At 34.1% G+C, this 23,503-nt stretch carries 19 protein-coding genes; 1 reads left to right on the plus strand and 18 read right to left on the minus strand.

Annotation, left to right across the window (positions count from 1 at the left end; genetic code table 11):
* The 6 genes from QZ824_RS05125 to QZ824_RS05150 all read right to left on the minus strand — a co-directional run.
* The coding region (locus QZ824_RS05125; RefSeq protein WP_291274944.1) for a quinol:cytochrome C oxidoreductase at nucleotides 1-1,493 on the minus strand (1,493 nt) is incomplete at its 3' end.
* 25 nt (nucleotides 1,494-1,518) lie between these two features.
* Nucleotides 1,519-2,064 carry a cytochrome c gene (locus tag QZ824_RS05130; protein WP_291274945.1) on the minus strand — a complete coding sequence of 182 codons (546 nt, stop codon included), beginning with the start codon at nucleotides 2,062-2,064 and terminating at the stop codon, nucleotides 1,519-1,521.
* A gap of 10 nt (nucleotides 2,065-2,074) precedes the next feature.
* On the minus strand, nucleotides 2,075-2,596 hold the full coding sequence (locus tag QZ824_RS05135; protein ID WP_291274946.1) for a DUF3341 domain-containing protein: 522 nt from the start codon (nucleotides 2,594-2,596) through the stop codon (nucleotides 2,075-2,077).
* An 11-nt stretch (nucleotides 2,597-2,607) separates the two neighbouring features.
* A complete protein-coding gene (gene nrfD, locus QZ824_RS05140) occupies nucleotides 2,608-4,041 on the minus strand; it encodes an NrfD/PsrC family molybdoenzyme membrane anchor subunit (protein WP_291274962.1) in 1,434 nt (477 codons plus the stop codon).
* A gap of 29 nt (nucleotides 4,042-4,070) precedes the next feature.
* The gene (locus QZ824_RS05145) at nucleotides 4,071-7,127 is read right to left on the minus strand and encodes a TAT-variant-translocated molybdopterin oxidoreductase (RefSeq protein ID WP_291274947.1); all 3,057 of its coding nucleotides are present in this window, start codon (nucleotides 7,125-7,127) and stop codon (nucleotides 4,071-4,073) included.
* A 31-nt stretch (nucleotides 7,128-7,158) separates the two neighbouring features.
* The gene (locus QZ824_RS05150; RefSeq protein WP_291274948.1) at nucleotides 7,159-8,499 is read right to left on the minus strand and encodes a cytochrome c3 family protein; all 1,341 of its coding nucleotides are present in this window, start codon (nucleotides 8,497-8,499) and stop codon (nucleotides 7,159-7,161) included.
* A gap of 215 nt (nucleotides 8,500-8,714) precedes the next feature.
* On the opposite strand from QZ824_RS05150, the gene QZ824_RS05155 reads away from it, so the two are divergent.
* Nucleotides 8,715-9,107 carry an SPOR domain-containing protein gene (locus QZ824_RS05155; protein ID WP_291274949.1) on the plus strand — a complete coding sequence of 131 codons (393 nt, stop codon included), beginning with the start codon at nucleotides 8,715-8,717 and terminating at the stop codon, nucleotides 9,105-9,107.
* Between the two features lie 97 nt (nucleotides 9,108-9,204).
* On the opposite strand, the gene QZ824_RS05160 is transcribed toward QZ824_RS05155, so the two are convergent.
* The 12 genes from QZ824_RS05160 to rimP all read right to left on the minus strand — a co-directional run bounded on the left by QZ824_RS05160 (nucleotide 9,205) and on the right by rimP (nucleotide 23,391).
* Nucleotides 9,205-9,954, minus strand: coding sequence for an Asp/Glu racemase (locus QZ824_RS05160; RefSeq protein ID WP_291274950.1), 750 nt, complete (start codon nucleotides 9,952-9,954; stop codon nucleotides 9,205-9,207).
* A gap of 1 nt (nucleotide 9,955) precedes the next feature.
* Nucleotides 9,956-10,864 (minus strand): fumarylacetoacetate hydrolase family protein, encoded by a 909-nt coding sequence (locus QZ824_RS05165; RefSeq protein ID WP_291274951.1) that lies wholly within the window; start codon nucleotides 10,862-10,864, stop codon nucleotides 9,956-9,958.
* Between the two features lie 65 nt (nucleotides 10,865-10,929).
* Nucleotides 10,930-12,042, minus strand: coding sequence for a cupin domain-containing protein (locus tag QZ824_RS05170; protein WP_291274952.1), 1,113 nt, complete (start codon nucleotides 12,040-12,042; stop codon nucleotides 10,930-10,932).
* A gap of 43 nt (nucleotides 12,043-12,085) precedes the next feature.
* Complete coding sequence (locus tag QZ824_RS05175) at nucleotides 12,086-13,066, minus strand: carbon-nitrogen hydrolase family protein (RefSeq protein ID WP_291274953.1); 981 nt, start codon at nucleotides 13,064-13,066, stop codon at nucleotides 12,086-12,088.
* 64 nt (nucleotides 13,067-13,130) lie between these two features.
* Nucleotides 13,131-13,553, minus strand: coding sequence for an acyl-CoA thioesterase (locus QZ824_RS05180; RefSeq protein WP_291274954.1), 423 nt, complete (start codon nucleotides 13,551-13,553; stop codon nucleotides 13,131-13,133).
* Between the two features lie 4 nt (nucleotides 13,554-13,557).
* Complete coding sequence (locus QZ824_RS05185; protein ID WP_291274955.1) at nucleotides 13,558-15,138, minus strand: AMP-binding protein; 1,581 nt, start codon at nucleotides 15,136-15,138, stop codon at nucleotides 13,558-13,560.
* A 4-nt stretch (nucleotides 15,139-15,142) separates the two neighbouring features.
* Nucleotides 15,143-15,628: a DUF4265 domain-containing protein gene (locus tag QZ824_RS05190; RefSeq protein ID WP_291274956.1), complete on the minus strand. Its 486-nt coding sequence runs from the start codon at nucleotides 15,626-15,628 to the stop codon at nucleotides 15,143-15,145.
* A gap of 10 nt (nucleotides 15,629-15,638) precedes the next feature.
* Nucleotides 15,639-17,936, minus strand: coding sequence for a bifunctional salicylyl-CoA 5-hydroxylase/oxidoreductase (locus QZ824_RS05195; RefSeq protein ID WP_291274957.1), 2,298 nt, complete (start codon nucleotides 17,934-17,936; stop codon nucleotides 15,639-15,641).
* 4 nt (nucleotides 17,937-17,940) lie between these two features.
* Nucleotides 17,941-18,546, minus strand: a complete 606-nt coding sequence (locus QZ824_RS05200) for a flavin reductase family protein (RefSeq protein WP_291274958.1) — start codon at nucleotides 18,544-18,546, stop codon at nucleotides 17,941-17,943.
* Nucleotides 18,547-18,713: 167 nt separating this feature from the next.
* Nucleotides 18,714-21,611, minus strand: a complete 2,898-nt coding sequence (gene infB / locus QZ824_RS05205) for a translation initiation factor IF-2 (RefSeq protein ID WP_291274959.1) — start codon at nucleotides 21,609-21,611, stop codon at nucleotides 18,714-18,716.
* A gap of 59 nt (nucleotides 21,612-21,670) precedes the next feature.
* Complete coding sequence (nusA, locus tag QZ824_RS05210) at nucleotides 21,671-22,912, minus strand: transcription termination factor NusA (RefSeq protein WP_291274960.1); 1,242 nt, start codon at nucleotides 22,910-22,912, stop codon at nucleotides 21,671-21,673.
* A gap of 11 nt (nucleotides 22,913-22,923) precedes the next feature.
* Nucleotides 22,924-23,391, minus strand: a complete 468-nt coding sequence (rimP, locus tag QZ824_RS05215; protein WP_291274961.1) for a ribosome assembly cofactor RimP — start codon at nucleotides 23,389-23,391, stop codon at nucleotides 22,924-22,926.
* Nucleotides 23,392-23,503: the final 112 nt, after the last annotated feature.

A 23,503-nucleotide genomic window follows, 5' to 3' on the forward strand; every position in this document is an offset into this window, starting at 1 on the left:
ATATAAGGATTACCTTCAGAAACTAATGAAGTTTTAGTTAAAGATGTAAATACAACAAATATAAATAGACCTAAGAAGAATAATACCGAACTGATTTCAGAGATACCAATAAACCATTGATCACCGACAGTTGCAGGCATAATCATATTATAGAAATCTAAATAATGACCTGCAAGAATAACAGTACCAGCCATTACAATAACCCAAGTTAATCGTTTGAAATCAGCATTCATCAATATCAATAATGGGAATAAGAAATTCATAGCTACCATACCAAAAAATGGTAAATTATAATTTTCAATTCTAGTCACAAAATAAGTGATTTCTTCAGGAATATCGGAATACCACATCAACATAAATTGAGAGAACCACAAGTAAGTCCAGAAAATAGAAATACCAAACATAAACTTAGCTAAATCATGAATATGGCTTTTATTTACTTGAGGTAATAAACCTTTTGATTTTAAGTATAGCGTAATTAAAGTAATGACTGTAATACCACTTACAAAGAAACTTGCAAATACATACCATCCAAATAATGTACTATACCAATGCGGATCAACAGACATAATCCAATCCCAAGACATAATTGATTCAGATACTATGAAGAATACAAGAAATGTTGCTGCAGCTTTATAATTCTTTTTGAAAAAAGATAAATCTTTTGTTTCATCCAATTTAATAGAATTCTTTCTAGAAATAAATCTGTATAAATTCCAACCAAATAAGAAAACAATAGCTCTAATTAAGAAAAATGGAACATTTAAGAAACCAGATTTACCTTGAATTAAGTGGTCATTTTTAACAACTTCTTCGTCCATCCAAACAAAAATGTGATTACCATTTACATGGAAAGCAGCCATTAACAATAATACAAAAAAGATTACAGAACCAGGTAGTAGATAACTTGAAACACCTTCCATAACTCTAAAAACAATAGGAGACCAACCTGCTTGAGCTGCCCATTGAATAGCATAAAAAGCTAATGCACCTACAGCAATTAACATAAAAAAGATACATGCAACATATAATGCAGACCAAGGTTTATTTTGCAATTGATGTTTTACGTGCTCTACATGCTCTTTATGTTCTTTAGCATGATCAATATGAATCTCTTTTGCTTTAGTTACAATAACTTCTTGTTTTGAAGAATTATTGTTATCAACAACTGGAATCAATGCTACTTTCGTTGTATCACTAGAAACATGCGTAGAATCAACATTTGCTTGTTCATTAGATGAAACTAAGGAATCATTAGCTTCATGTTTAGTAGCTACATGATGAACTGATTCGTGATTTGTTGCAGCATGTGCATTATTTTCAGCATGTGCATCATGATGACCACTACCGTGGTGAGCTTCTTGCTCTTTTAATATTTTTTCCACATCTTCAGTTGACTTAGGAGTAGATAAGAAACCGTAACCGATTCCTAAAGCACCAACAACCATAAGGATGAAAGAAAAAGTTTTTAATTTACTTGAAAACTGGTACATATCTATTATTTTCAAAAATATAATACTATTTTAATTGAGCTTTTAACTTAAGCACATAATCGGCTACTTGCCATCTCTCTTCTTGAGATAACTGATTAGCATGTGATCCCATTGCATTAATTCCGTAGGTTATTACATGGAATATACTTCCTTCTGTAATTTCCCTATCTTTGTAATTAGGAACCCCTGCAAACTTCTCTCTTTTTGCTAAATTACCTTTACCATCACCTGCTTCACCATGACAAATGGCACAGTAAACATTGAATAATTCTTTACCTTTTTCTTCATTGATGATGATATTTGCAGGCTTGTTCAATGAAGCTTTAGCAAGTGCATAACCTTCAGGTGTATTAGGGATTTCATAAGGCATGAAACCTCTTTTAATTGTTCCCTTAGCAGGAATTAAACCTTCTTTACCTCCAGGAAAAACAGCATGCTCTGAGTAAGTCTCATATGGTACTGGCTCATACATATTTGGAAAAAACTGGTAATTAGGTTTAGATTTATCAAAACAAGATGTGGCTAAAACCGATAAACCAGCAACTGCAATTATATTTAATATGTTTCTCATAATCCTCTTACTATTTTTCAATTACTTTTACTTCAACAGCACCAGTACTTTGAAAGAATGAAACTAGTTCTTCTTCATTTCCATGAACACCAACTTCCATTAAAAAATGATCATCAGTAGTTCTAACATCTGGATTTTCAGCTTGCTTAAAAGGCCATAATTTACTTCTTAAGAAGAACGTTATTACCATAAGGTGAGCAGCAAAAAAAACAGTACCTTCAAACATAACAGGCACAAAAGCTGGTAAATTTTGATAGAAAGCAAAACTAGGCTTTCCTCCAATATCTTGAGGCCAATCTACAATCATAATATAATTTAACAAATTGGCATAGATAATAAAACCAGTTAAACCATATAAAAAGGCACAAATAGCTAATCTAGTTGGAGCTAAACCCATAGCTTTATCAAGTCCGTGAACTGGAAAAGGAGTGTAAACTTCCTCAATATGATGATGTGCAGCTCTTGTCTTTTTAACTGCATCTAATAGAATATCATCGTCGTTATAAATAGCGTGTACTACTTTATTACTCATAATCTTAAATATTAATGATGATCGTGTCCTTCATGTCCGTGAGAATCATGGTGCTCAGGTTTAGCATCACCTCTTTCTCTTTTATAATTATCTCCAGACGATTTTAAAATCGTTTTAACTTCTGCTTGAGCAATTACAGGGAAACTTCTAGAATACAATAAGAATAATACAAAGAAGAAACCTATAGTACCAATATAAATACCCGCGTCAACAAAAGTTGGTTGGAACATAGTCCATGATGAAGGTAAATAATCTCTGTGTAATGAAGTTACAATGATAACAAAACGCTCAAACCACATTCCAATATTTACTACAATTGAAATAATGAATGAGAAAGCAATACTTGTTCTCAATTTTTTAGACCACATGAATTGAGGTGAAAACACATTACAAGTCATCATTAACCAATAAGACCACCAGTAAGGACCCGTTGCTCTGTTTAAAAAAGCATATTGTTCATATTCAACTCCAGAATACCAAGCAACAAATAACTCAGTAATATATGCACACCCAACAATAGAACCCGTGATCATAATTACAATGTTCATTAATTCAATGTGTTGAACTGTAATATAATCCTCTAAGTTTGATACTTTTCTCATAATGATTAACAATGTATTTACCATTGCAAAACCAGAGAAGATAGCACCTGCTACGAAATAAGGAGGTAAAATAGTTGTATGCCATCCAGGAATAACAGAAGTTGCGAAGTCAAAAGATACAATCGTGTGTACAGAAAGTACTAACGGAGTAGCTAATCCAGCTAAAACTAATGATACCTCTTCAAAACGCTGCCAATCTTTAGCTCTACCAGACCATCCAAAAGATAAAATAGAATATATCTTCTTTGTAAATGGTGTTACAGCTCTATCTCTTAACATAGCGAAGTCAGGTAATAATCCTGTCCACCAGAAAACTAAGGATACAGATAAATAAGTAGAAATTGCGAAAACGTCCCAAAGAAGTGGAGAGTTGAAATTTACCCACAAAGAACCAAACTGATTCGGAATAGGTAAAACCCAGTAACCTAACCATGGACGACCCATGTGAATAATCGGGAATAGACCTGCTTGAACTACAGAGAAAATTGTCATTGCCTCTGCAGAACGGTTAATAGCCATTCTCCATTTTTGGCGGAATAATAATAATACCGCTGAAATAAGTGTTCCGGCGTGCCCGATACCAACCCACCAAACGAAGTTAGTGATATCCCAAGCCCATCCAATTGTTTTATTTAATCCCCATGTTCCGATACCGGTAGATATTGTATAAACCATACATCCTAATCCCCAAAGGAATGCAGCTAATGCTATAGTAAATACTGTCCACCATTGTTTGTTAGCTCTACCTTCAACAGGACGAGCCACATCTACAGTTACATCGTGATACGTTTTATCACCAATAACTAAAGGTTTTCTAATGGGTGCTTCGTAATGAGACATAATCCTTTATATTGTGTTTCTGTTATTAATAATTATTGATCGTTTCTTACTTTAACGTGATAGAATACGTTTGGTTTTGTTCCAATGTGCTCTAATAAATGATAAGTTCTGTCTGATTCCGCTAATTTTGCAACTGCTGAATCTTTATCATTTACATCGCCAAAAATCATAGCTCCTGAGGTACATGCAGCAGAACAAGCGGTTTCAAACTCGTCACTTCTTACCATACGACCTTCTTTTTTAGCTTTCATTTTTGTGGCTTGAGTCATTTGGATACACATAGAACATTTTTCCATAACCCCTCTTGAACGCACATTAACATCTGGATTCAATACCATACGACCTAAGTCATCATTCATATGATAATCAAATTCACTATTCTTATTATACAAGAACCAGTTGAAACGACGTACTTTATAAGGACAGTTGTTCGCACAATAACGAGTACCTACACAACGGTTATAAGCCATGTGATTTTGACCCTCACGCCCATGTGAAGTTGCCGCTACAGGACATACTGTTTCACAAGGAGCATGATTACAATGTTGACACATAACTGGCTGGAAAACTACTTGAGGGTTTTCTGACGGATCTTCCATACTTGTAAAAGTAGAAATAGAGCTCATTAAACCATCTGCAGCTTCTTTCTTATCTACATCACCTGCAAAAGTATCTTCAGAAGAATAATATCTATCGATTCGTAACCAATGCATATCGCGACTTCTTCTTACCTCAGATTTACCAACAACAGGAACATTATTTTCAGCGTGACAAGCGATAACACAAGCACCACAACCTGTACAAGAATTTAAATCAATTGATAAGTTAAAATGATGTCCTGTAGTTCTGTCAAATGAAGTCCACAAATCAACTTTTGAAGCAGGTGTTTCTTTGTGATCTAAAGAAACTACTGGAAGTGGATTATAAAGTTCAACTTCTCCAGAAGCATTTGCTTTATTGAAAACAGATAACGTAGTATCTTTAACGATATCTCCTCTACCCATCAACGTTCTTTGTAACTGTACACAAGCAAACTCATGTGTACCTTCTGCTAATGTTACCGTAGCTGATTGATTTGCATTTAAGTTAGCATATAAAGTATAAGCGTTAACACCTACTTGCATTTCTTCTTTTAATGCTTCTTTTCTTCCATAACCAAGAGCAATACCCACAGTACCTACAGCTTGACCTGGTTGAATAATCACAGGTACATTTGACAAAACAGCACTACCTACCTTAACTGTAGCATAAGAACCATTTAAACCACCATTAGCAACATTGAAATTTTGTAAGTTTAACTTATCAGCATCTTTTTTGGAAACTGTAATGTAGTTATCCCATGACACTCTTGTAATTGGATCAGGAAACTCTTGCAACCAAGGATTATTAGCTTGTTGCCCATCGCCTAAACCTGTTTTAGTGTATAAAATTAAGTCTAAACCATTTGATTTAGCAGAAGCTAACTTCGAAACTGATGAAGAAACGTTTACACCTTGAACCGATACAGTTGAAGGAGATGAAACTGTAAAACCATCATGAAGTGCTTGATTCCAAGTTTTACCAGATAAATTTGAAACTGCAAAACTTTTTAAGAAATCATAATAAGCTAATGCATTATCTGTCCAAGCTAATAAACCTTCTTGGAATTGTTTTGTATTAAATAAAGGTCTAATTGTAGGCTGAACCAAACTGTAATTAGAACGAGTAATTGTAACATCACCCCATGACTCTAAATAATGAGTAGCAGCCGCAGCAATTTTAACTTTCTTAGCAGTTTCATCTTCTTTAGTTGAAAAAGCCACAGACAAATTAACTTTTGCTAAACCAGCAACGAACTCTTTAGAATTTGGCAAAGAATACACAGGATTTACACCACTCATAATAAGTGTGTGAACTTTACCTGCATTCATTTCAGCCACTAACTGATTTACAGCTTTAGCATCACCTTTTCTAACAAGTTTAGCATCAGTTGGATTAAATGCTTCTGATCTCAAAGCAATATTAATAGCTAACACTACTAACTGAGCGTCAAAGTCGTCAAGACCTGAAACAACTACACCTTTTGACCCTGAAGCTTTTAACTGTTGAGCAGCTTTAGCAACATCTTTATTATTTAAACCAGTAGAAACAGCTGAACCTGTTACTGCATTGTATAATTCAACTAGAGCTTGTTTTTGTTGTGCTACTGTTAAAGGAATCCTCTTATCAGCATTAGCACCCGCTAAAGACATGATCGCTTCAATTTGTATATGCTTTGACATTTTTCCATTTTTTGGAACACGCCCTTTTGCATATCCTGCGTCATAACCTCCACCTTGCCAATCACCTAAGAAATCAGCACCAACAGAAACAATAGTATCAGCTTTAGAAAAGTCATAATTTGCTAGAGCTCTGAAACCATAAACTGTCTGGAAGGCATCCAAAGCATTTGAATCAGAAACTGAATCATAAACTACATGCTTTACAACACCATATTTAGCTGTTAAATCAGCAATTAATTTATCGGTCGATGGACTCGCCATAGTATTAGTCAATAAAACGATTTGACCACCCTTAGCTTTTGCCTCAACTAAACTTGCTTTTATTTTAGTATTTACTTCATTCCAAGAAACTTCTTTACCTTCAATTTTAGGCGATTTTAACCTCAAATTATCATATAAAGACAATACTGACGCATGCACTCTAGCATTGGCACCAGAAACTGCACCTTGTAATTTATTATTCTCTACTTTTATTGGACGACCTTCTCTTGTTTTAACTAAAATATTAGCAAAATCAAAACCATCAGCAATCGTAGTAGCATAATAATCTGCTACCCCAGGAATGATTTCCTCAGGTTGAACCACATAAGGAATTGATTTAACAACAGGTCCTTCACACGCTGCCAATGAAGCTGCAGCCGTACTAAAACCAACATATTTTAGGAAGTCACGACGAGAAGTAGATGAATTAGCAAGCGATTCTTTATCACCTAAAAATTCATCAACTGGAATTTGTTCAACAAATTCGTTGTTTTTTAGCGTCTCAACAATAGAACTATTTTCATTTAGCTCTTCAACACTTTTCCAGTATTTTTTGTTTGATGCCATTGTATATAGATATTAGCTTCTTAAATTATTATTAATAGTGACATTTACCACACTCTAAACCACCCATTTCAGCAGCAGTTAACTTAGTTTTGCCGTATTTTTTCGACAATTCAGCATGGATTTTTTCATAATAACCGTTTTCCTCAACTTTTACGTTTGTTTCACGGTGGCAATTAATACACCATCCCATAGTTAATGGCTGGTCTTGTTTCATGATTTCAAAAGTCTCCACTTTACCATGACATTTTTGACACTCAATACCACCTACAGTAACGTGTTGCGAGTGATTAAAATAAACAAAATCAGGCAAATTATGAATTCTAACCCATTTTACTGGTTTAGTTTTTCCTGTATATTTTTGAGTAGCTGGATCCCAACCAACAGCATCATACAACTTCTTAATTTCACCTGTGTAGAATTCCTTAGAATAATCTACATACGTTGAATCTTTATCACCTTGGAATTCGTTAATATTTTTATGACAGTTCATACAAACATTCAAAGAAGGGATACCTGCATTTTTAGAAACTCTAGCTGACGAGTGACAATATTTACAATCGATACCGTTGTCACCTGCGTGAATTTTATGCGAATAATGTATTGGTTGAATTGGAGCATAACCTTGATCCACACCTATTTGCATTAAATAACCATAAGCAAAATAAGCTGAAATCAACAAAAATAATATTGCCGAAACCAAAACTAAAAACTGATTTTTAGCAAATGCTTTCCACAATGGTAATGATTTAGGTTTTTCTTCGAATTCTAATCCTTTTGCATCAATAACCCTCTTCAACAAATTGTTCACTGTAAACAACATGAAGACAAGGATTGCCAATACTAGAGCCAAGGCACCTAAAATTAAAGTATTAGAAGAACTGCTATCACCACTTCCTTCTCCAATAATTGGAGCAACTGAAGCTGCTTTAGGCTCTTCTTTAGGCTGCATGGTATAAGCAATTATATTATCAATATCTGCATTTGATAATTGAGGAAAAGCAGTCATAGCTACTTTATTAAACTCCTCATAAACTTTAACAGCTTTTGCATCACCTGATTTAATCAAATCTGAACTGTTGTGAATCCACTTGTACAACCATTCCTTATCATACTTATCACCAACACCTCTTAACGCAGGGCCGGTCATTTTTTGATCAAGCTTGTGACAAGCCGCACAATTGGTATTAAACAATTCCTTTCCTTTCACTGGATCTCCTGTTCCAGCTGCTGGAGCTGCCGCCGCGGCTGCATCTGGCGAAGGAGCTGCCGCTGCCGGAGCCTCTTGAGCCTCAACAGCAAAAGCAAAAACAAAAGTCAACGCTAATGTGAAGAAAGTCTTTGAAAACGATTTAGGGTTACCCACCTTTTTCATATTATATATTAATTACTAACTTAATGGTATGATTTTTGAACTAAATTAACTAGTAAAGAAACCACACTTCTTTTTAAACTCCGACAAAAATACAACATTCGAATAATTATCAAAACCTTAAATTTATCTTAAAATGTAATTTATTTTAATTCTAAATAAGGAAAATACAAATATTCCAAAATGTTCTTATAATTTTGCCTCAAACAATATTCATTATGAAGACTTTAAAAAATAAAAATCAATTCTTACTAATTATCTTAGCTATACTTTTTTCACAAAATATTTTCTGCCAAATTAAAAACAACACAGTAGAACAGGAGGTCAAAATTGATCAATTGTTATCAGAAAAAAGAAAAAACAATGCTTCAATAACCATAAATGACAAATTTAAAATTCAAATATTTTTTGGTACAATTGAGGAATCAAAGAAGAATTTAACCGCCTTTAAAAAAGAGTTCAAATATATGGATGGGACAATAGTTTTTAGCAATCCTTCATACAAGGTTTGGGTTGGTAGCTTCAAATCAAAAATTGAGGCCGAAAAGGCGTTACTTTCCATTAAAAAAAAATATCCTTCTGCCAATATTATAAATCCAAATAAAAAATAAAACAAAGCGAGCCCGATATTTTATCGAGCTCACTAACATAAAATTAGTCATTTTGATATAACCTTTTGGATATTATCTACAATTAACATCTTGTAAATTAATATTTCCCATTAAGCAATTCACCTCCAATGGGCGCTTTAGCTTCAATAGAAAGCTTTTTCATCATCTCATAAGTAGTACAAACTGCTGCCGAAGTAACGGGAATTCCACACTCAGCTTGAATTAAATCAATAGCCTCTAATGAAGGCATTTGCACACATGCAGATACAACTAAGACATCTACGTCGGTTAAGTCTAATTGCTTATAAATCTCAACTAAATTCATAGGGTTCTGAGCTGCCACTTCTAAATTATCAGGAATTTCTAAAGCAATACTCTCCTTTACTTTTATCCCTTGATGCTCAATATAATCGACCACCTTATCTGTTAAAGGACGCATATAAGGAGTAATGATTGAAATTTGTTTTGCCCCTAAGATTTTTAATCCATTGATCAAAGCTCCCGCAGAAGTAACAATAGGAGTAGGAAAATCATTTGCTATAGTTTCTTGATGCAAATTTACCTCCGAAACACAATGATATCCACGTCCCATACTCATAATAGCTACTAAACAAGCGTAGCCCATAACATCAACATGTGCATCTGACAACTCTTGTGCGCATTTCAAACTCATGGCATCCATGGCTTCTAATTCTTCTTTAGTTACTTTTTTCATGCGCATTCTGCTACTATGAAACGTAAAACGCTCTGGTAAAATGGTTTCACGTGAGCGAAAAATCGCGGGTATTTCGGTTTCCATCGTTACATTTGAGGATGGAACTATTTGGCCTATTCTGTATTTTTTCATTTTAAATTTCTTTAACCGTATTCACAATCGTTCCAATTCCTTCTAAAGTTGCTTCTACCACATCTCCATCATACAACCACTCTTGAGGATCTCTTCCTGCACCAACTCCAGCTGGCGTTCCCGTTGCGATAATATCTCCAGGTTCTAATGTAAAAACGATACTTAAATCTTCTATTAAATCGTTAATATTAAACAACATGAACTTGGTGTTAGAATTCTGTTTTTCAACACTATTGACCTTTAAAGTTAAATTCAGGTTATGTGGATTAACTATTTCGTCTTTAGTGACTAAAACTGGTCCCATGGGCGCAAATGTATCTTGTCCTTTAGACACAATCCATTGTCCCTCTCTACGGCAATCACGTGCTGAAATATCGTTTATAACTGTATATCCAAACACATAATCCATCGCATTTTCTTTGGCTACATATTTCCCTTTTTTAGAGATAACAACTGCTAATTCACACTCCCAATCTAATTGAGACGTCAATTTTGTATTCTTTATAATTTCTGTATTCGTAGCCGTAACAGTAGTTGGTGGTTTTGAGAAAATAATCGGTTTGATTGGAAGTTTTCCAGTTGTATCTAATGTTCGAGCACTTTCAGCCACATGTTCGGTATAATTCAATCCGATTCCAATGATGTTTTTTCTTGGTTTTGGTATGGGAGCTAAAAAAATAACCTCATCGATTGGATAAGCTATTTCATCAAATTGTTTTTGAGAAGTATCAGCAATTAGATCATTAATTTCATCAATAACCTCAAATCCCATATCAATTAATTCTAACATATTATTTGGCAAAGGAAAATTGGATACATCTCCAAAATCTTCCATATCGATTACTTGATTATTATGAATAAAACCTAAACGAGGTTCTGAATCTTGTATTGAGTAGGTTAGTAATTTCATGTTTATCTAAATTAAATGCAATGAATGCGAAGTTATTTTTTTATTGATTTTTGAACTTGATATTGTTATTGAATTTGTTGATGCCCATTATTTTCGGTGAAATTTCTAGACTGAAACAACCCTAAACCTTCAATAACTGGCAAATCATTAAAACTAAATAGACAGGCATCTTCTGTTTCAGATAAGTTATGATGTTCGTGCCATGCCCAACTCGGAACACAGAAAATATCTCTTTCTTTCCAATCGAAGCGTTTTCCATTGATGATGGTGTAACCTTTTCCTTTAGCGCATTGGTAAACAAAAGAACCTGTATGTTTATGAGCTTTCCCTTTAAAACCTGCAGGTAACAATTGCATTGCTGCACCCATGGTTTGCATAACATGACCTCCTGTTAATGGATTTGAATATTGCATAAGAATACCATCAAACAAATTGATTTCATTCACTTTAAGTGCATCTAATAAAGCTGGATATACCTTTGCCCAAGAATATTTAAACAAAGGGGAATAAGGTTTATCCCATGAACTATCCACAGGAATGAGTCCAACACAACCATAGGTTATCGGAGAAAAATTCAAAGGTTTAACTAATGGTTGTTTTCCATCATAAACCGCATAATCATTAGCTTCCAAAGCATTTACAAGTGGAATATCTAATCCATCTTGCCAGATACATGTTTCACCATCATCCTCTACCCCATGTTCATGCCAGGTTGAATTAGGAGTGATGACAAAATCATTTACTTCCAACATAATTTTATTACCATCCACCACGGTATAACCTTTACTCCCCTCCATAATAAAACGCAACGCTGAAGCTCGATGACGATGAGCAGATGTGCTTTCACCAGGACGAGTCACTTGAATTCCTGTATATAACCAACCAACAGCGGCAGAAACATCCTTACGCTTTTCGTTGACTAAATACACAACACGCCTACCCGCTTGTTCTGGTGTTACTAATTCTGATGACTTTAATACTAAATTACGCAAATCATCATATTTCCACAGCATAGGAACCGAAGAAGAACGCGGTTCCCAAGGTTCAATATCATTAGCTACGGTCCATAATGCTCCAGCTCCAAGTTTCTCTAATTCTTTATAGTAAACTTTTAATTCGTCGGAATCTTGTACTCGAGCACGTCCGTAAACATCATCTGAATAGTTGTTTTCTTCCATAATCCTATATTTTAATAATGACTTAAAGAGTTTAAGTCAACATTTATCTTTTATTAAATTCTTCGTGAGTATCTACAAATGTAATTTTTCTTGTTGGTGCCACATTTACACGCAAATCAAATATATCGAAACGATTATAATGACCTAAAATATCGTGCATTTGTTTTGGTTGGACACATTTTATCAAATCTATTTCTGCATACACCATTCCCTCGTCATCGATTAATGGGGTTCCTATTACAGCTCCGTTTGGACCAATAAAACCAGAAAAAGCAGAACTTTTCCTATCCAATAATTCATCTATATTTGGGACATCCACACGTAAAACATCTTTGATTTCTTGCGAAATAGTAGAACAAGAGACAATGGTAAATAATTTACCTTCAAAAGAATGTGCAGCGGCACGAATTTTTATTGCCTCAGCCATATCATAATCAGGTGGTGCAACAGGTAATGAAATATAATTTGCAATGTGAATTAATTCGCCTTGAGAAAGCAAAGTAAATCGGGCTAATGTATTTGTATTTTCACCACAAGCCAATGTTCCTATCGGACCCACTTCAGTGTTATATACTTTTAGTGAAGAGCCATCTCCTGAAGTCCAAGTTAATTTTTCAGCCCAAGTAGGCACTAATTTTCTATGTTTACCAATAATTGAACCTTTATTATCGATAATCAAATTCGTGTTATAAATTTCACCGAAACTTTTCCCTCTTTCATTAATTCCCATTACAATATGGATATCATATTCTTTAGCTATCAAACATAGTTTTTTAATCTCGGGACCAGCTATATCAACTGAATTTTTATACAACTCTTCATACCATTTACTACCTTGAACCGGAGTCATGATCCAATTCCAATAGGGATATCCTGCAATAAAAACTTCAGGAAAAGCGATTAATTTGGCTCCGTTATTAGCTGCTTCTTTAACGAATGAAATGGCCTTGTTAACTGTTTTTTCTACGTTAAGAAACACAGGTGCTGTTTGTACTGTTGCGGCTTTTATTTTTTTGAATTCCATATTTTAAGAAATTACGAATTTAAAATTATGAGTTTTGAATTACGAATTGAAATTAAAGAATAATTTACAATTGGTACATCCTAATTCTATCTTTCATTACTTCAGAAAAAGCTTCTGATTTAATTTCGTTTCTATTTTCAGCAATTTTGACGTTAACCAAAGTCACTTCACCTTCTAACACTGTAGTATCCTTATCTTTTACGAATTGAAATCCGCATAAAATAGAAGAATTACGAAGTTCTTTTACCCACAATTTCTTTGTTAGTATTTCACCTAAACGAGCAGGTGCTTTAAATTGCACTTTTAAATCTACTGTAGGTATTCCGTTTGTTTCATGCATTCTAGAAAATGGTCTGTCTAGTGCTTCTTCAAACCAATCTTCTACCAAATCATTTATCATTTCCATAAATCGAGGATAAAAAACTATACCCGCGTAATCAATATGCTTGAATTTGATTTTTTCTTGTTTTATATAAAATTGACTCATTGTATTATTTCAATTTAAATCGTTGTATTTTTCCTGTCTCAGTTTTTGGTAATATTTCCACAAAATGAATTACTCTAGGATATTTGTATGGTGCTGCATTTTCTTTAAACCAATGTTGAATATGATTTTTATGTGCATCAGTTGCTTTACTTTGATCTTTTAAAACAATATGTGCGCAAACCAACATACCTCTTTCACTATCAGGCATTCCTACAACAGCACACTCTAAAACATCTTCATGAGTTAAAAGCACACTTTCCACTTCTATAGCTGCAATATTGTATCCGGAAGAAATAATCATATCATCACCACGGGCTATAAAATAAAAATACCCTTCTTCATCTTGTTTAAAAATATCACCTGTGATGTTCCATCCTGACTGAACATACTCAAGTTGTTTATCTTCTCTATTCAAATACTTACAACCTGTTATCCCTTGAACCGCTAATCGACCTGGTTTATTCTTAGGAACTTCATTCCCCTCTTCATCTATTATTTTAGCTATATAACCTGAAATAGCTTTACCAGTAGTTCCTGGTTTCATATTTTCTTCATTAGAAGATATAAAGATATGCAACATTTCGGTAGCACCAATTCCATCAATGATTTTGAGTCCAGTTACTTCGTACCAATCTTGCCAGACTTTTAACGGCAAAGTTTCCCCCGCTGATACACATTTTCTTAAGCTAGAAATATCAAAATCTGCCACTTTCGTAGTCAAAACACGCCAAGCCGTTGGCGCGGTAAAACAAATGGTAATTTTGAAATCCTGAATGGCTTTTAATAAAATATCTGGAGTTGGTTTTTCAATTAGAAACGTAGTTGCTCCAAAATAAAGTGGAAATAAAACTAAACCTCCCAAACCAAAAGTAAATCCAATAGGTGGACTTCCAGTAAACACATCTTCACTGGTTGGCTGTAAAGAATAATTTGGAAATGCTTCACAAATATTCAACACATCTTTATGATAATGTGCCGTCATTTTTGGCAAGCCAGTAGTTCCTGAGGTAAAACCAATTAAAGCAATATCTTCTGCATTTGAATTGTAATTTGTAAAAACTTTGGGTTTGGAAGCCATTTTTATTTCTAAATCGCTATTTCGATAATAAGTAATTTGCTTTAGAAAAGCACTATTCACCAACCGGATTTCTTCTGCTAAATCATGATCACAAATAACATGAGATATTTCTGCACAATCTATTATTGTTGTTAATTCTTTAGCACGCAATAAAGGCATAGTAGCTACTACTATTCCACCTGCTTTGATAATCGCAAACCAACATGCTACCATCATGGGGTTATTCGCTGAACGCAACAAAACTCTATTACCAGATTGCAACCCTAAATCATTTACTAAAACATGTGCAATTTGATTGGCTCTATCAAATAAATCTCGATACGTCCAAGTTTCATCAAAAGTTTGAATACAAATTTTAGAACCGTTTCCATTTTCTATGTGAAAGTCTAATAATCGATAGGCACAATTTAACCATTCTTCTCTTTTAAACTGAGGTAAATCTAAAAACTGATATGCTGGCTGCAATTCCAGTGATGGTAAATGACGGATAGCAAAGTTGTCTTTCATTTAATTACGAATTAAAATTGTGAATATTAATATCATTAAAATGTTGATTTGACAATACAGGTTCGGCAAATTGAATCAATGCTTTACTTTCAAACTCTTCAAGCATCTTTTTAACTTCTAAATAATCGATTTCTGATGGAATATCAACCACAAAATATTTATCATTTACTCCTTCTGATTCACAACCATATTCTAGCAGCCTTTTTCTCAAAATTTCTTTATCAAAATTCTCATTCATTATAATTATCTGAATAACAGAATTTCCTGAAAACTCAAAAACTTCATTAAAAACCAACATTTCTTCAACTTCATCAAAGGTGGCTTTAAACACATCTCCACAGGAAATCATAGGACCATAAAATGGAATACTATCTAACTTGTATAATCCTTTTTGGTCATCAATTATTTCTGCCCACATAGTTTCTACTACATCATCTTCAAGAACATCGCTATAATATCTAAATAATACTTTGGTCAAATTATCATCCATACAATTACAACTATTTCTTGTTACTTTTTGGCTTCAATGCTTTTTTCATCCCTTCTATTTGTTTTCTTTCTGTTGTTTTCAATGGATACAAATGTGAAGTACCTGCTAGATATGAATCATTAATATCTTCTGCTTTGTAATTCTCATATGCTTGTGCATTTCTTACGAAATAAGGATCTAATAACAGAGGTCTTCCTAACGCAACTAAATCAGCACGTCCATTTAAAATAATGGTATTAATTTGATCAATATCTTGAATATAGCCTGCAGTAATTGTAGGTATATGAATGGAATTTCGAATGGCATCTGAAAAAGGCGTTTGCCACATTCTACCCACTACAGGATTTTGATTGGCAACTGTATTACCAGTGGAAACATTAATTACATCCGCTCCAGCGTCCTTAAATGCTTGTGCTATAACTAATACTTCTTTTTCAGTAATTCCTCCATCAGCCCAATCATAAGCAGAAATACGAACCGACATTGGTTTATGATTTGGAAAAACTGAACGCATTTCTTTAAATACTTCCAACGGATATTTTAATCTATTTTCAATTGCTCCTCCAAATTCATCCGAACGAATATTAGTTAGTGGAGATAGAAATGAAGCTAATAAAAAACCATGATGGGCTTGTAATTCAATCATATCAAACCCAGCCTGCTCTGCATTAATGGCCGCTTGTTTGAATTGACTTTTGATATGCTCCATATCTTGAAGTGTCATTTCTCTTGGAATTGAAAAGCCTTGTTTATAAGAAAGTGCTGAGGCAGATAAAAGTCCCCATGGAGTTAACATAGGTTGATTATTTCCTTTCCATGGTTCTAACGTTGCGCCTTTTCTTCCTGAATGTCCTATTTGGATTCCAATTTTAGTCTTTGAATGGGAATGTATAAATACGTTAATACGTTTCCATGCTTCAATTTGCTCATGTGTATAAATCCCTGCGCATGATTCTGTAATTCGTCCCGTTTCTGAAACTGCTGTCATTTCAGTCAAAATAAGCCCAACTCCACCCAAAGCTCTGGAGGCATAATGTTGAAAATGCCAATCATTTACATTTCCATCAATCGCTTTATATTGACCCATAGGTGCCATTACTATTCGATTTATAACTTCTAAATCACGTAATTTAAAAGGTGTAAATACAGCTACTTGGTTTTTATCTGTATTTGGAATATGCGAATTAAATTCTTCAACCACTTTATCAGTAAAAGATCGATCACGAATTTGAAGATTTTCATACGTTACTTTTTTGGAACGAGTCATACAACCAAAAGCAAACTGATAAAATGGGTGTTGATTATTTCGATCCATATTTTCAAACCAATCTAGCGAAACTAAAGCCGCATACTGAATCATTTCAACTGGATTTCTTCGTGTTGCTTCATACTGTTCAAAAGCCGCTTTTACACTTGTAGGGTTTGCAATAACCGCATCAGACAATCCAATAGCACAATCCATGGCTAATTTGGTTCCTGACCCAATAGAATAATGTGCCGTTGCTTTCGCATCTCCTAATAAAACAATGTTTTTATGAAACCATTTTTTATTGGTTACATGAGGAAATTGTCGCCAATGTGATTTATTTGAAATTAAAGGATGACCGTCTAACTCATCTTTAAAAATCGCTTGCATTTTTTCAATTGTATCTTGCTCATTAGTCACTTCAAATCCATGTTTTTGCCATGTTTCATCACTACACTCAAAAATCCAAGTACTCATACCTGGCTCATATTGATAAGAATGAGCGACTATTACACCATGAGGAGTGGTTCTAAAAAAATAAGTAAACGCATCTAAAGGCTTGGTTGAACCCAACCAAACAAATCTATTTTTCTTTAATGCAATGGTAGTTCCAAATTCTCTTTCATATTTGGTTCGTATAGCGCTACTAATTCCGTCTGCTGCTAAAATAATATCCGAATCAGCAAAAACCGATTCATCTGGAATTTCTGCTTCAAAATGTAAATGCACACCTTCCTCCCTACATCTTTGGTGCAATAATTTCAATAAAGTTTTTCTGGAACAACCACAAAAACCATTTCCAGCAATGCTTACCTCTTGCCCGTCACGAGCCACCACTATATCATCCCAATAGGCAAAATTACTTCGAATGAGTTCATAAGACTCCATATCTCTTTTTAAAAATTCCCCCAAAGTTTCATCAGAAAAAACAACTCCAAAACCAAAACTATCCTCGGGTTTATTTCGTTCATACACATTGATTTCACAATGCGGTAAAGCTTTCTTAGTTAATATTGAAAAATAAAGCCCTCCAGGACCACCACCAATAACCGTTATCTTCATGTACTTAATTTCTTTTAATGGAAAATATTTCTCCTAATTTGCTATAATTTGATCCTGCTAAACGAGCCACTGGTTTATAGGTTTCCAAATTTATTTTTGTCCCTTCCAAAAGCACTTTTTCGTCAACATGAAATAACAGCACTCTACCTACTATAATACAAGCGCCGCCATTTTTATGGTCTTCTAAAAAATAATGATGCACCATTTCGCATTCCATCGTTACTAGACATTCTTTTACACGAGGTGCTTTTATCAATACTGATTGAAGAGGTGTTAATCCAGCTAATTCAAATTCACTTTCATTAGAAGGAATAGCCTGAGAAGTAGTATTCATTTTTTCCACTAAATCTTCTGTAACCATATTGACTACAAATTGTTTCGTAGCCAAAACATTATTTAGTGTATCTTTATTTTTATCTCCAGTACGAACAGTAGAAAACATTACATGAGGAGGATCCTCACCTACTGCGTTAAAAAATGAAAAAGGTGCTACATTGTATTCTCCTTTAGGACTAATGGTTGATATCCAACCAATAGGTCTAGGTATTACAATTCCAGTGAGCAATTTATAGGTATCTGAACCACTTATTTTTGAGGGATCAAACTGCATGTTGTGTTAATTTTTGTTCCTTTTCAAAAATAAAGGAAAAAAATTATAAGATGCTAATTTTTTAAGTGAATTAATTAATAATTTTCTAAAATAGTTTAAAGAGTTGAAATACAAGAGATAAAAAAAATCCCGAGAAAACTCGGGATTAATATTTATAAAGAAAAAAACTATTTCAATTTCTTTTTAACTTCAACTTCATGGAATCCTTCGATTACATCGTATTCTTGAAGATCGTTATAGTTTTTAATCTGCATACCACAATCATAACCTTTTGAAACCTCTTTTACATCGTCTTTGAATCGTTTTAATGCCGCTAATTCACCAGTGTAAATAACAACACCTTCGCGAATTAAACGGATTTTTGATTTACTAAACATTTTTCCATCAGTAATCATACATCCAGCAATTGTTCCTACTTTAGAAATTTTAAACAATTCACGAACCTCAGCCGTACCTGTAATCTCTTCTTTCATTTCAGGAGACAACATTCCTTCCATTGCATCTTTTAAGTCATCAATCGCTGCATAAATGATAGAATAATTTCTGATATCGATTTCTTCTTTCTCAGCTAACATTTTTGCGTTTCCTTGAGGACGAACGTTAAATCCGATAATGATTGCATCTGAAGCAGAAGCCAATAATACGTCTGATTCTGTAATAGCTCCAACACCTTTGTGGATGATATTAATTTGTATTTCTTCAGTAGATAATTTCAAGAATGAATCCGATAGTGCTTCAACAGAACCATCTACATCTCCTTTTAAGATAATATTTAACTCTTTGAACTGTCCTAAGGCAATACGACGTCCAATTTCTGACAACGTAATGTGCTTTTGTGTTCTAACTGATTGCTCACGAATTAATTGAGTACGCTTAGCTGCAATTTGTTTTGCTTCTCTTTCATCTTCATACACATTAAACTTATCACCTGCAGTAGGCGCTCCATCTAAACCTAAAACTGAAACTGGTGTTGAAGGACCTGCTTCTTTAATTGCATGCCCTCGCTCATCAAACATGGCACGAATTTTACCATGATTTTTACCAGCTAACACATAATCTCCAATTTTTAATGTACCAGCTTGTACTAAAATAGTTGACACATAACCACGACCTTTGTCTAATTGAGCTTCAACTACTGTACCTTGAGCTGGCTTATTTGGATTCGCTTTTAACTCTAAAATTTCTGCTTCTAATAATACTTTCTCAAGTAATTCATTAACACCCATACCCATTTTAGCAGAGATATCATGTGATTGGTATTTACCACCCCATTCTTCTACTAATAAATTCATAGCAGCTAATTTTTCCTTAATTTTATCAGGATTTGCAGTTTGTTTATCTACTTTATTGATTGCAAAAATCATTGGAACACCAGCCGCTTGTGCGTGACTAATAGCCTCTTTTGTTTGAGGCATAATGTCGTCGTCAGCTGCGATAACAATGATAGCAATATCTGTAACTTGTGCTCCACGTGCACGCATGGCAGTAAACGCTTCGTGACCAGGAGTATCTAAAAACGTAATTCTTTGTCCATTTTCTAATTTAACAGCATATGCACCGATGTGTTGTGTAATACCTCCTGATTCACCTGCAATAACATTTGTTTTACGGATATAATCCAATAATGACGTTTTACCGTGGTCAACATGCCCCATTACAGTCACGATAGGTGCTCTTGATTTTAAATCTTCAGGACGATCTTCAATTACTTCGGTATTTTCTTCAATATCTGTTGTAATAAATTGCACTTCATATCCAAATTCATCAGCAACAATGGTTAACGTTTCAGCATCAAGACGTTGATTCATAGTAACCATAATTCCTAGTGACATACATGTCCCAATTACTTTCGTAATAGGCACATCCATCATAGTAGCAATCTCACCAACAGTAACAAACTCTGTTACTTTCAAGATTTTGCTTTCTAGTTCTTGTTGTAATTGTTCGTCTTCTGAACGTTGACGGTGCGTATCACGTTTATCTCTTCTATATTTTGCGGCTTTAGATTTATTACCTTTTCCTTGTAATCTTTCTAAAGTTTCTTTAATTTGATTTTTAACTTCCTCTTCTGTTGGCTCTACTTTAGCCACGACTGGTTTTTGACCTTTTTTAAATCGATCATTGCCTCCGAAAGGTTTTTTACCTCCTTGTCCTTGGTTATTCCCTTGACCACCTTGTCCCGGAGTACCTTGTCCTGGAGTATTACCTGTTGGTTTGGTAATTCTTTTACGTTTGTTTTTATTATTTGCGTTGGCACCCGCTCCCCCTCCAGCATTAGTTGCATTTGGCGCGCTTGGCTTCCCGTCTTTTTTGAAATCTTCTTTTTTCTTTTTTGGTTTATTGAATTGCGATAAATCGATTGTTTGACCTGTAAACGTAGCTCCCGATAATTTTTGGTATTGCGTTTGAATTTTTTCCTCAACTATAGGGGTTTCACCTTCTGTCTTTTTCACTTCAGCAGTTTGAACAGTAGGCTTTACTTCTGGAGAAGTAACTTGAGTAGGTTTCTCTTCAACAACTGGTTTAACAACTTCAACTTCAGGTTTTTCTTCTACCACTTTAGCTTGCGGTTCAACAACTGGTTTATCTTCAATCTTTTTCTCGACAACAATTGGAGTTTCAATATCCGCTTTCTCCTCAACAACTTTAACAACTACTTCAGGTTGAGGCTCTTTTTTAGCCTCTTCTGTTTCAACTTTCTTAGGATTCAACTCAATTTTACCAAGCGTTTTTGGACCTGCAACTACAGCTTTTGCTTTGATAATTTCTTGCTTTTGTCTTTCCTCTTCTGCACGACGCTTTTCTTCGAGTTCTTTTTCAATTTCACGTTTTATTGCCTCTTTTTCTTTCTTCTTTTCTTCACCTACTTCTTTGGAAGCAACTTTATTTCCCTTATCAGCCGAAAAAGTATTGCATAAAACATCATATTCCAATTGAGATATTTTAGCATTAGGACTGTGCTCAATTGTATGGCCCTTGTCCTTTAATGTTTCCACTGCTCTATCTAATGAAATATTAAATTCTTTTAAAACTTTATTAATTCGTATTGCTCTTTCTTCAGACATATATTCTATTTTGCTAAATTTTAGTTGTTGCGTTGTTGTATTTTTGTTGTTGATTAGATTTATCCTTCTAATTCTTCCTTCAATATTCTAATTACGTCTAAGATAGTTTCTTCTTCAAGATCAGTTCTTCTAACTAAATCTTGAACATCTTGGTCAATAATACTTCTTGCAGTATCTAAACCAATTTTTTCAAACTCTTCGATAATCCACTCCTCGATTTCGTCTGTAAACTCTCTTAATTCAACGTCATCCTCTTCTTCAACTACACCTTCTCTAATTACATCTAGTTCGTAACCTGTTAGTTGACTAGCCAGTTTAATATTTTGACCGTTACGTCCGATGGCTTTTGAAACCTCTTCAATTTTCAAAAACACTTCAGCTTTTTTACTTTCCTCATCAATTTTTACTGATGAAACTTTAGCCGGACTCAATGCTCTAGTAATATATAATTGAGTATTGGTAGTGAAATTAATCACATCAATATTTTCATTTCCTAATTCACGTACTATGCCATGTATACGAGCGCCTTTCATTCCAACACAAGCCCCTACAGGATCAATTCTGTCATCATAAGAATCTACAGCAACTTTTGCTTTCTCCCCTGGTATTCTGACCACTTTTTTAACGTTAATTAATCCATCAAATACCTCTGGAATTTCTTGTTCAAATAATTTCTCCAAGAACAAAGGCGAAGTTCTTGACATAATGATTTGAGGCTTATTTCCTTTTAACTCTACACTTTCAATAATTCCTCTAACGTTTTCTCCTTTTTTGAAAAAGTCATTTGGAATTTGCTTGTCTTTAGGCAATACAATTTCGTTTCCGTCATCATCCATCAACACAACCATTTTAGGTCTAACATGATGTACTTCTGCTGTGTAAATATCACCAATTAAATCTTTAAATTGCTTGTAAAGATTGGTATTATCGTGTTCATGAATTTTAGAGATTAGGTTTTGACGTAAGGCTAAAATTGCTCTTCTTCCTAAATCTATTAATTTTACTTCTTCTGAAACATCTTCACCTACTTCAAAGTCTGGTTCAATTTTTCTAGCATCTGACAACGAAATTTCAGAATTTGGATCCTCCACTTCTCCATCAGCCACTACTACACGATTTCTCCATATTTCCATATCTCCTTTATCAGGATTGATAATAATATCGAAATTATCGTCTGAACCATATTTTTTCTTCAACGCATTTCTAAACACATCTTCTAAAATCACCATAAGGGTAACTCTATCTATAAGTTTATCATCTTTAAACTCTGAAAATGATTCTATTAATGCAATATTCTCCATGATACGCTCTATTAAAATGATATAATTACTATTGATTCTTTAATGTCTTCATAGGCAATTTTTAATGTTTTTTCCACTGTTACTTTACCTTTACCCACTTCTTTAGGTTCACGAGCTTTCCAAGCAAGCACAGCCCCTTCATCATCAGCTTCCACCAACATTCCTTCGATTTCTCCTTGTGAGATAGTTTTAATTTTCAACTTTCTACCCACATTTTTCTTGTACTGTCTAACCAATTTCAAAGGACTAGATACTCCAGCAGAAGCTACATCAATTGAAAACTCATAACCTTCTTCATCCAAACGAGACTCAACAGATCGACTTACATCAATACAATCTTGCAAAGTCACCCCTGTATCACCATCGATTACAACATTAATCTTATTAGCATCAGAAACCGTTAGCTCAATTAAAAACAAATTTTGCTTTGTTTCCAATACTTCATCTACAATGTTTTTAACTTTTTCTTTAAATGTCATGCCTATAAAAAGAGGCACGCATGGCGTGCCTCATTATTTGGTTGATTACTAAATAACTGCGCAAATATACAAATATTTTTTTGATTTTTTTATAAAATATTCTTTTTTAAGA

The sequence above is a fragment of the Flavobacterium sp. genome, from assembly GCF_021151785.1.
Taxonomy (GTDB): domain Bacteria; phylum Bacteroidota; class Bacteroidia; order Flavobacteriales; family Flavobacteriaceae; genus Flavobacterium.

Bases quoted from the DNA above. Each gene is read 5' to 3' on its own strand.
- QZ824_RS05155 (WP_291274949.1), top strand. From the start codon at position 8,715: ATGAAGACTTTAAAAAATAAAAATCAATTCTTACTAATTATCTTAGCT.
- nusA (WP_291274960.1), bottom strand. From the start codon at position 22,912: ATGGAGAATATTGCATTAATAGAATCATTTTCAGAGTTTAAAGATGAT.
- rimP (WP_291274961.1), bottom strand. From the start codon at position 23,391: ATGACATTTAAAGAAAAAGTTAAAAACATTGTAGATGAAGTATTGGAA.
- QZ824_RS05190 (WP_291274956.1), bottom strand. From the start codon at position 15,628: ATGGATGATAATTTGACCAAAGTATTATTTAGATATTATAGCGATGTT.
- QZ824_RS05175 (WP_291274953.1), bottom strand. From the start codon at position 13,066: ATGGAATTCAAAAAAATAAAAGCCGCAACAGTACAAACAGCACCTGTG.
- QZ824_RS05170 (WP_291274952.1), bottom strand. From the start codon at position 12,042: ATGGAAGAAAACAACTATTCAGATGATGTTTACGGACGTGCTCGAGTA.
- QZ824_RS05150 (WP_291274948.1), bottom strand. From the start codon at position 8,499: ATGAAAAAGGTGGGTAACCCTAAATCGTTTTCAAAGACTTTCTTCACA.
- infB (WP_291274959.1), bottom strand. From the start codon at position 21,611: ATGTCTGAAGAAAGAGCAATACGAATTAATAAAGTTTTAAAAGAATTT.
- QZ824_RS05180 (WP_291274954.1), bottom strand. From the start codon at position 13,553: ATGAGTCAATTTTATATAAAACAAGAAAAAATCAAATTCAAGCATATT.
- QZ824_RS05165 (WP_291274951.1), bottom strand. From the start codon at position 10,864: ATGAAATTACTAACCTACTCAATACAAGATTCAGAACCTCGTTTAGGT.
- QZ824_RS05135 (WP_291274946.1), bottom strand. From the start codon at position 2,596: ATGAGTAATAAAGTAGTACACGCTATTTATAACGACGATGATATTCTA.
- QZ824_RS05185 (WP_291274955.1), bottom strand. From the start codon at position 15,138: ATGAAAGACAACTTTGCTATCCGTCATTTACCATCACTGGAATTGCAG.
- QZ824_RS05130 (WP_291274945.1), bottom strand. From the start codon at position 2,064: ATGAGAAACATATTAAATATAATTGCAGTTGCTGGTTTATCGGTTTTA.
- QZ824_RS05145 (WP_291274947.1), bottom strand. From the start codon at position 7,127: ATGGCATCAAACAAAAAATACTGGAAAAGTGTTGAAGAGCTAAATGAA.
- QZ824_RS05200 (WP_291274958.1), bottom strand. From the start codon at position 18,546: ATGCAGTTTGATCCCTCAAAAATAAGTGGTTCAGATACCTATAAATTG.
- QZ824_RS05160 (WP_291274950.1), bottom strand. From the start codon at position 9,954: ATGAAAAAATACAGAATAGGCCAAATAGTTCCATCCTCAAATGTAACG.
- QZ824_RS05195 (WP_291274957.1), bottom strand. From the start codon at position 17,936: ATGAAGATAACGGTTATTGGTGGTGGTCCTGGAGGGCTTTATTTTTCA.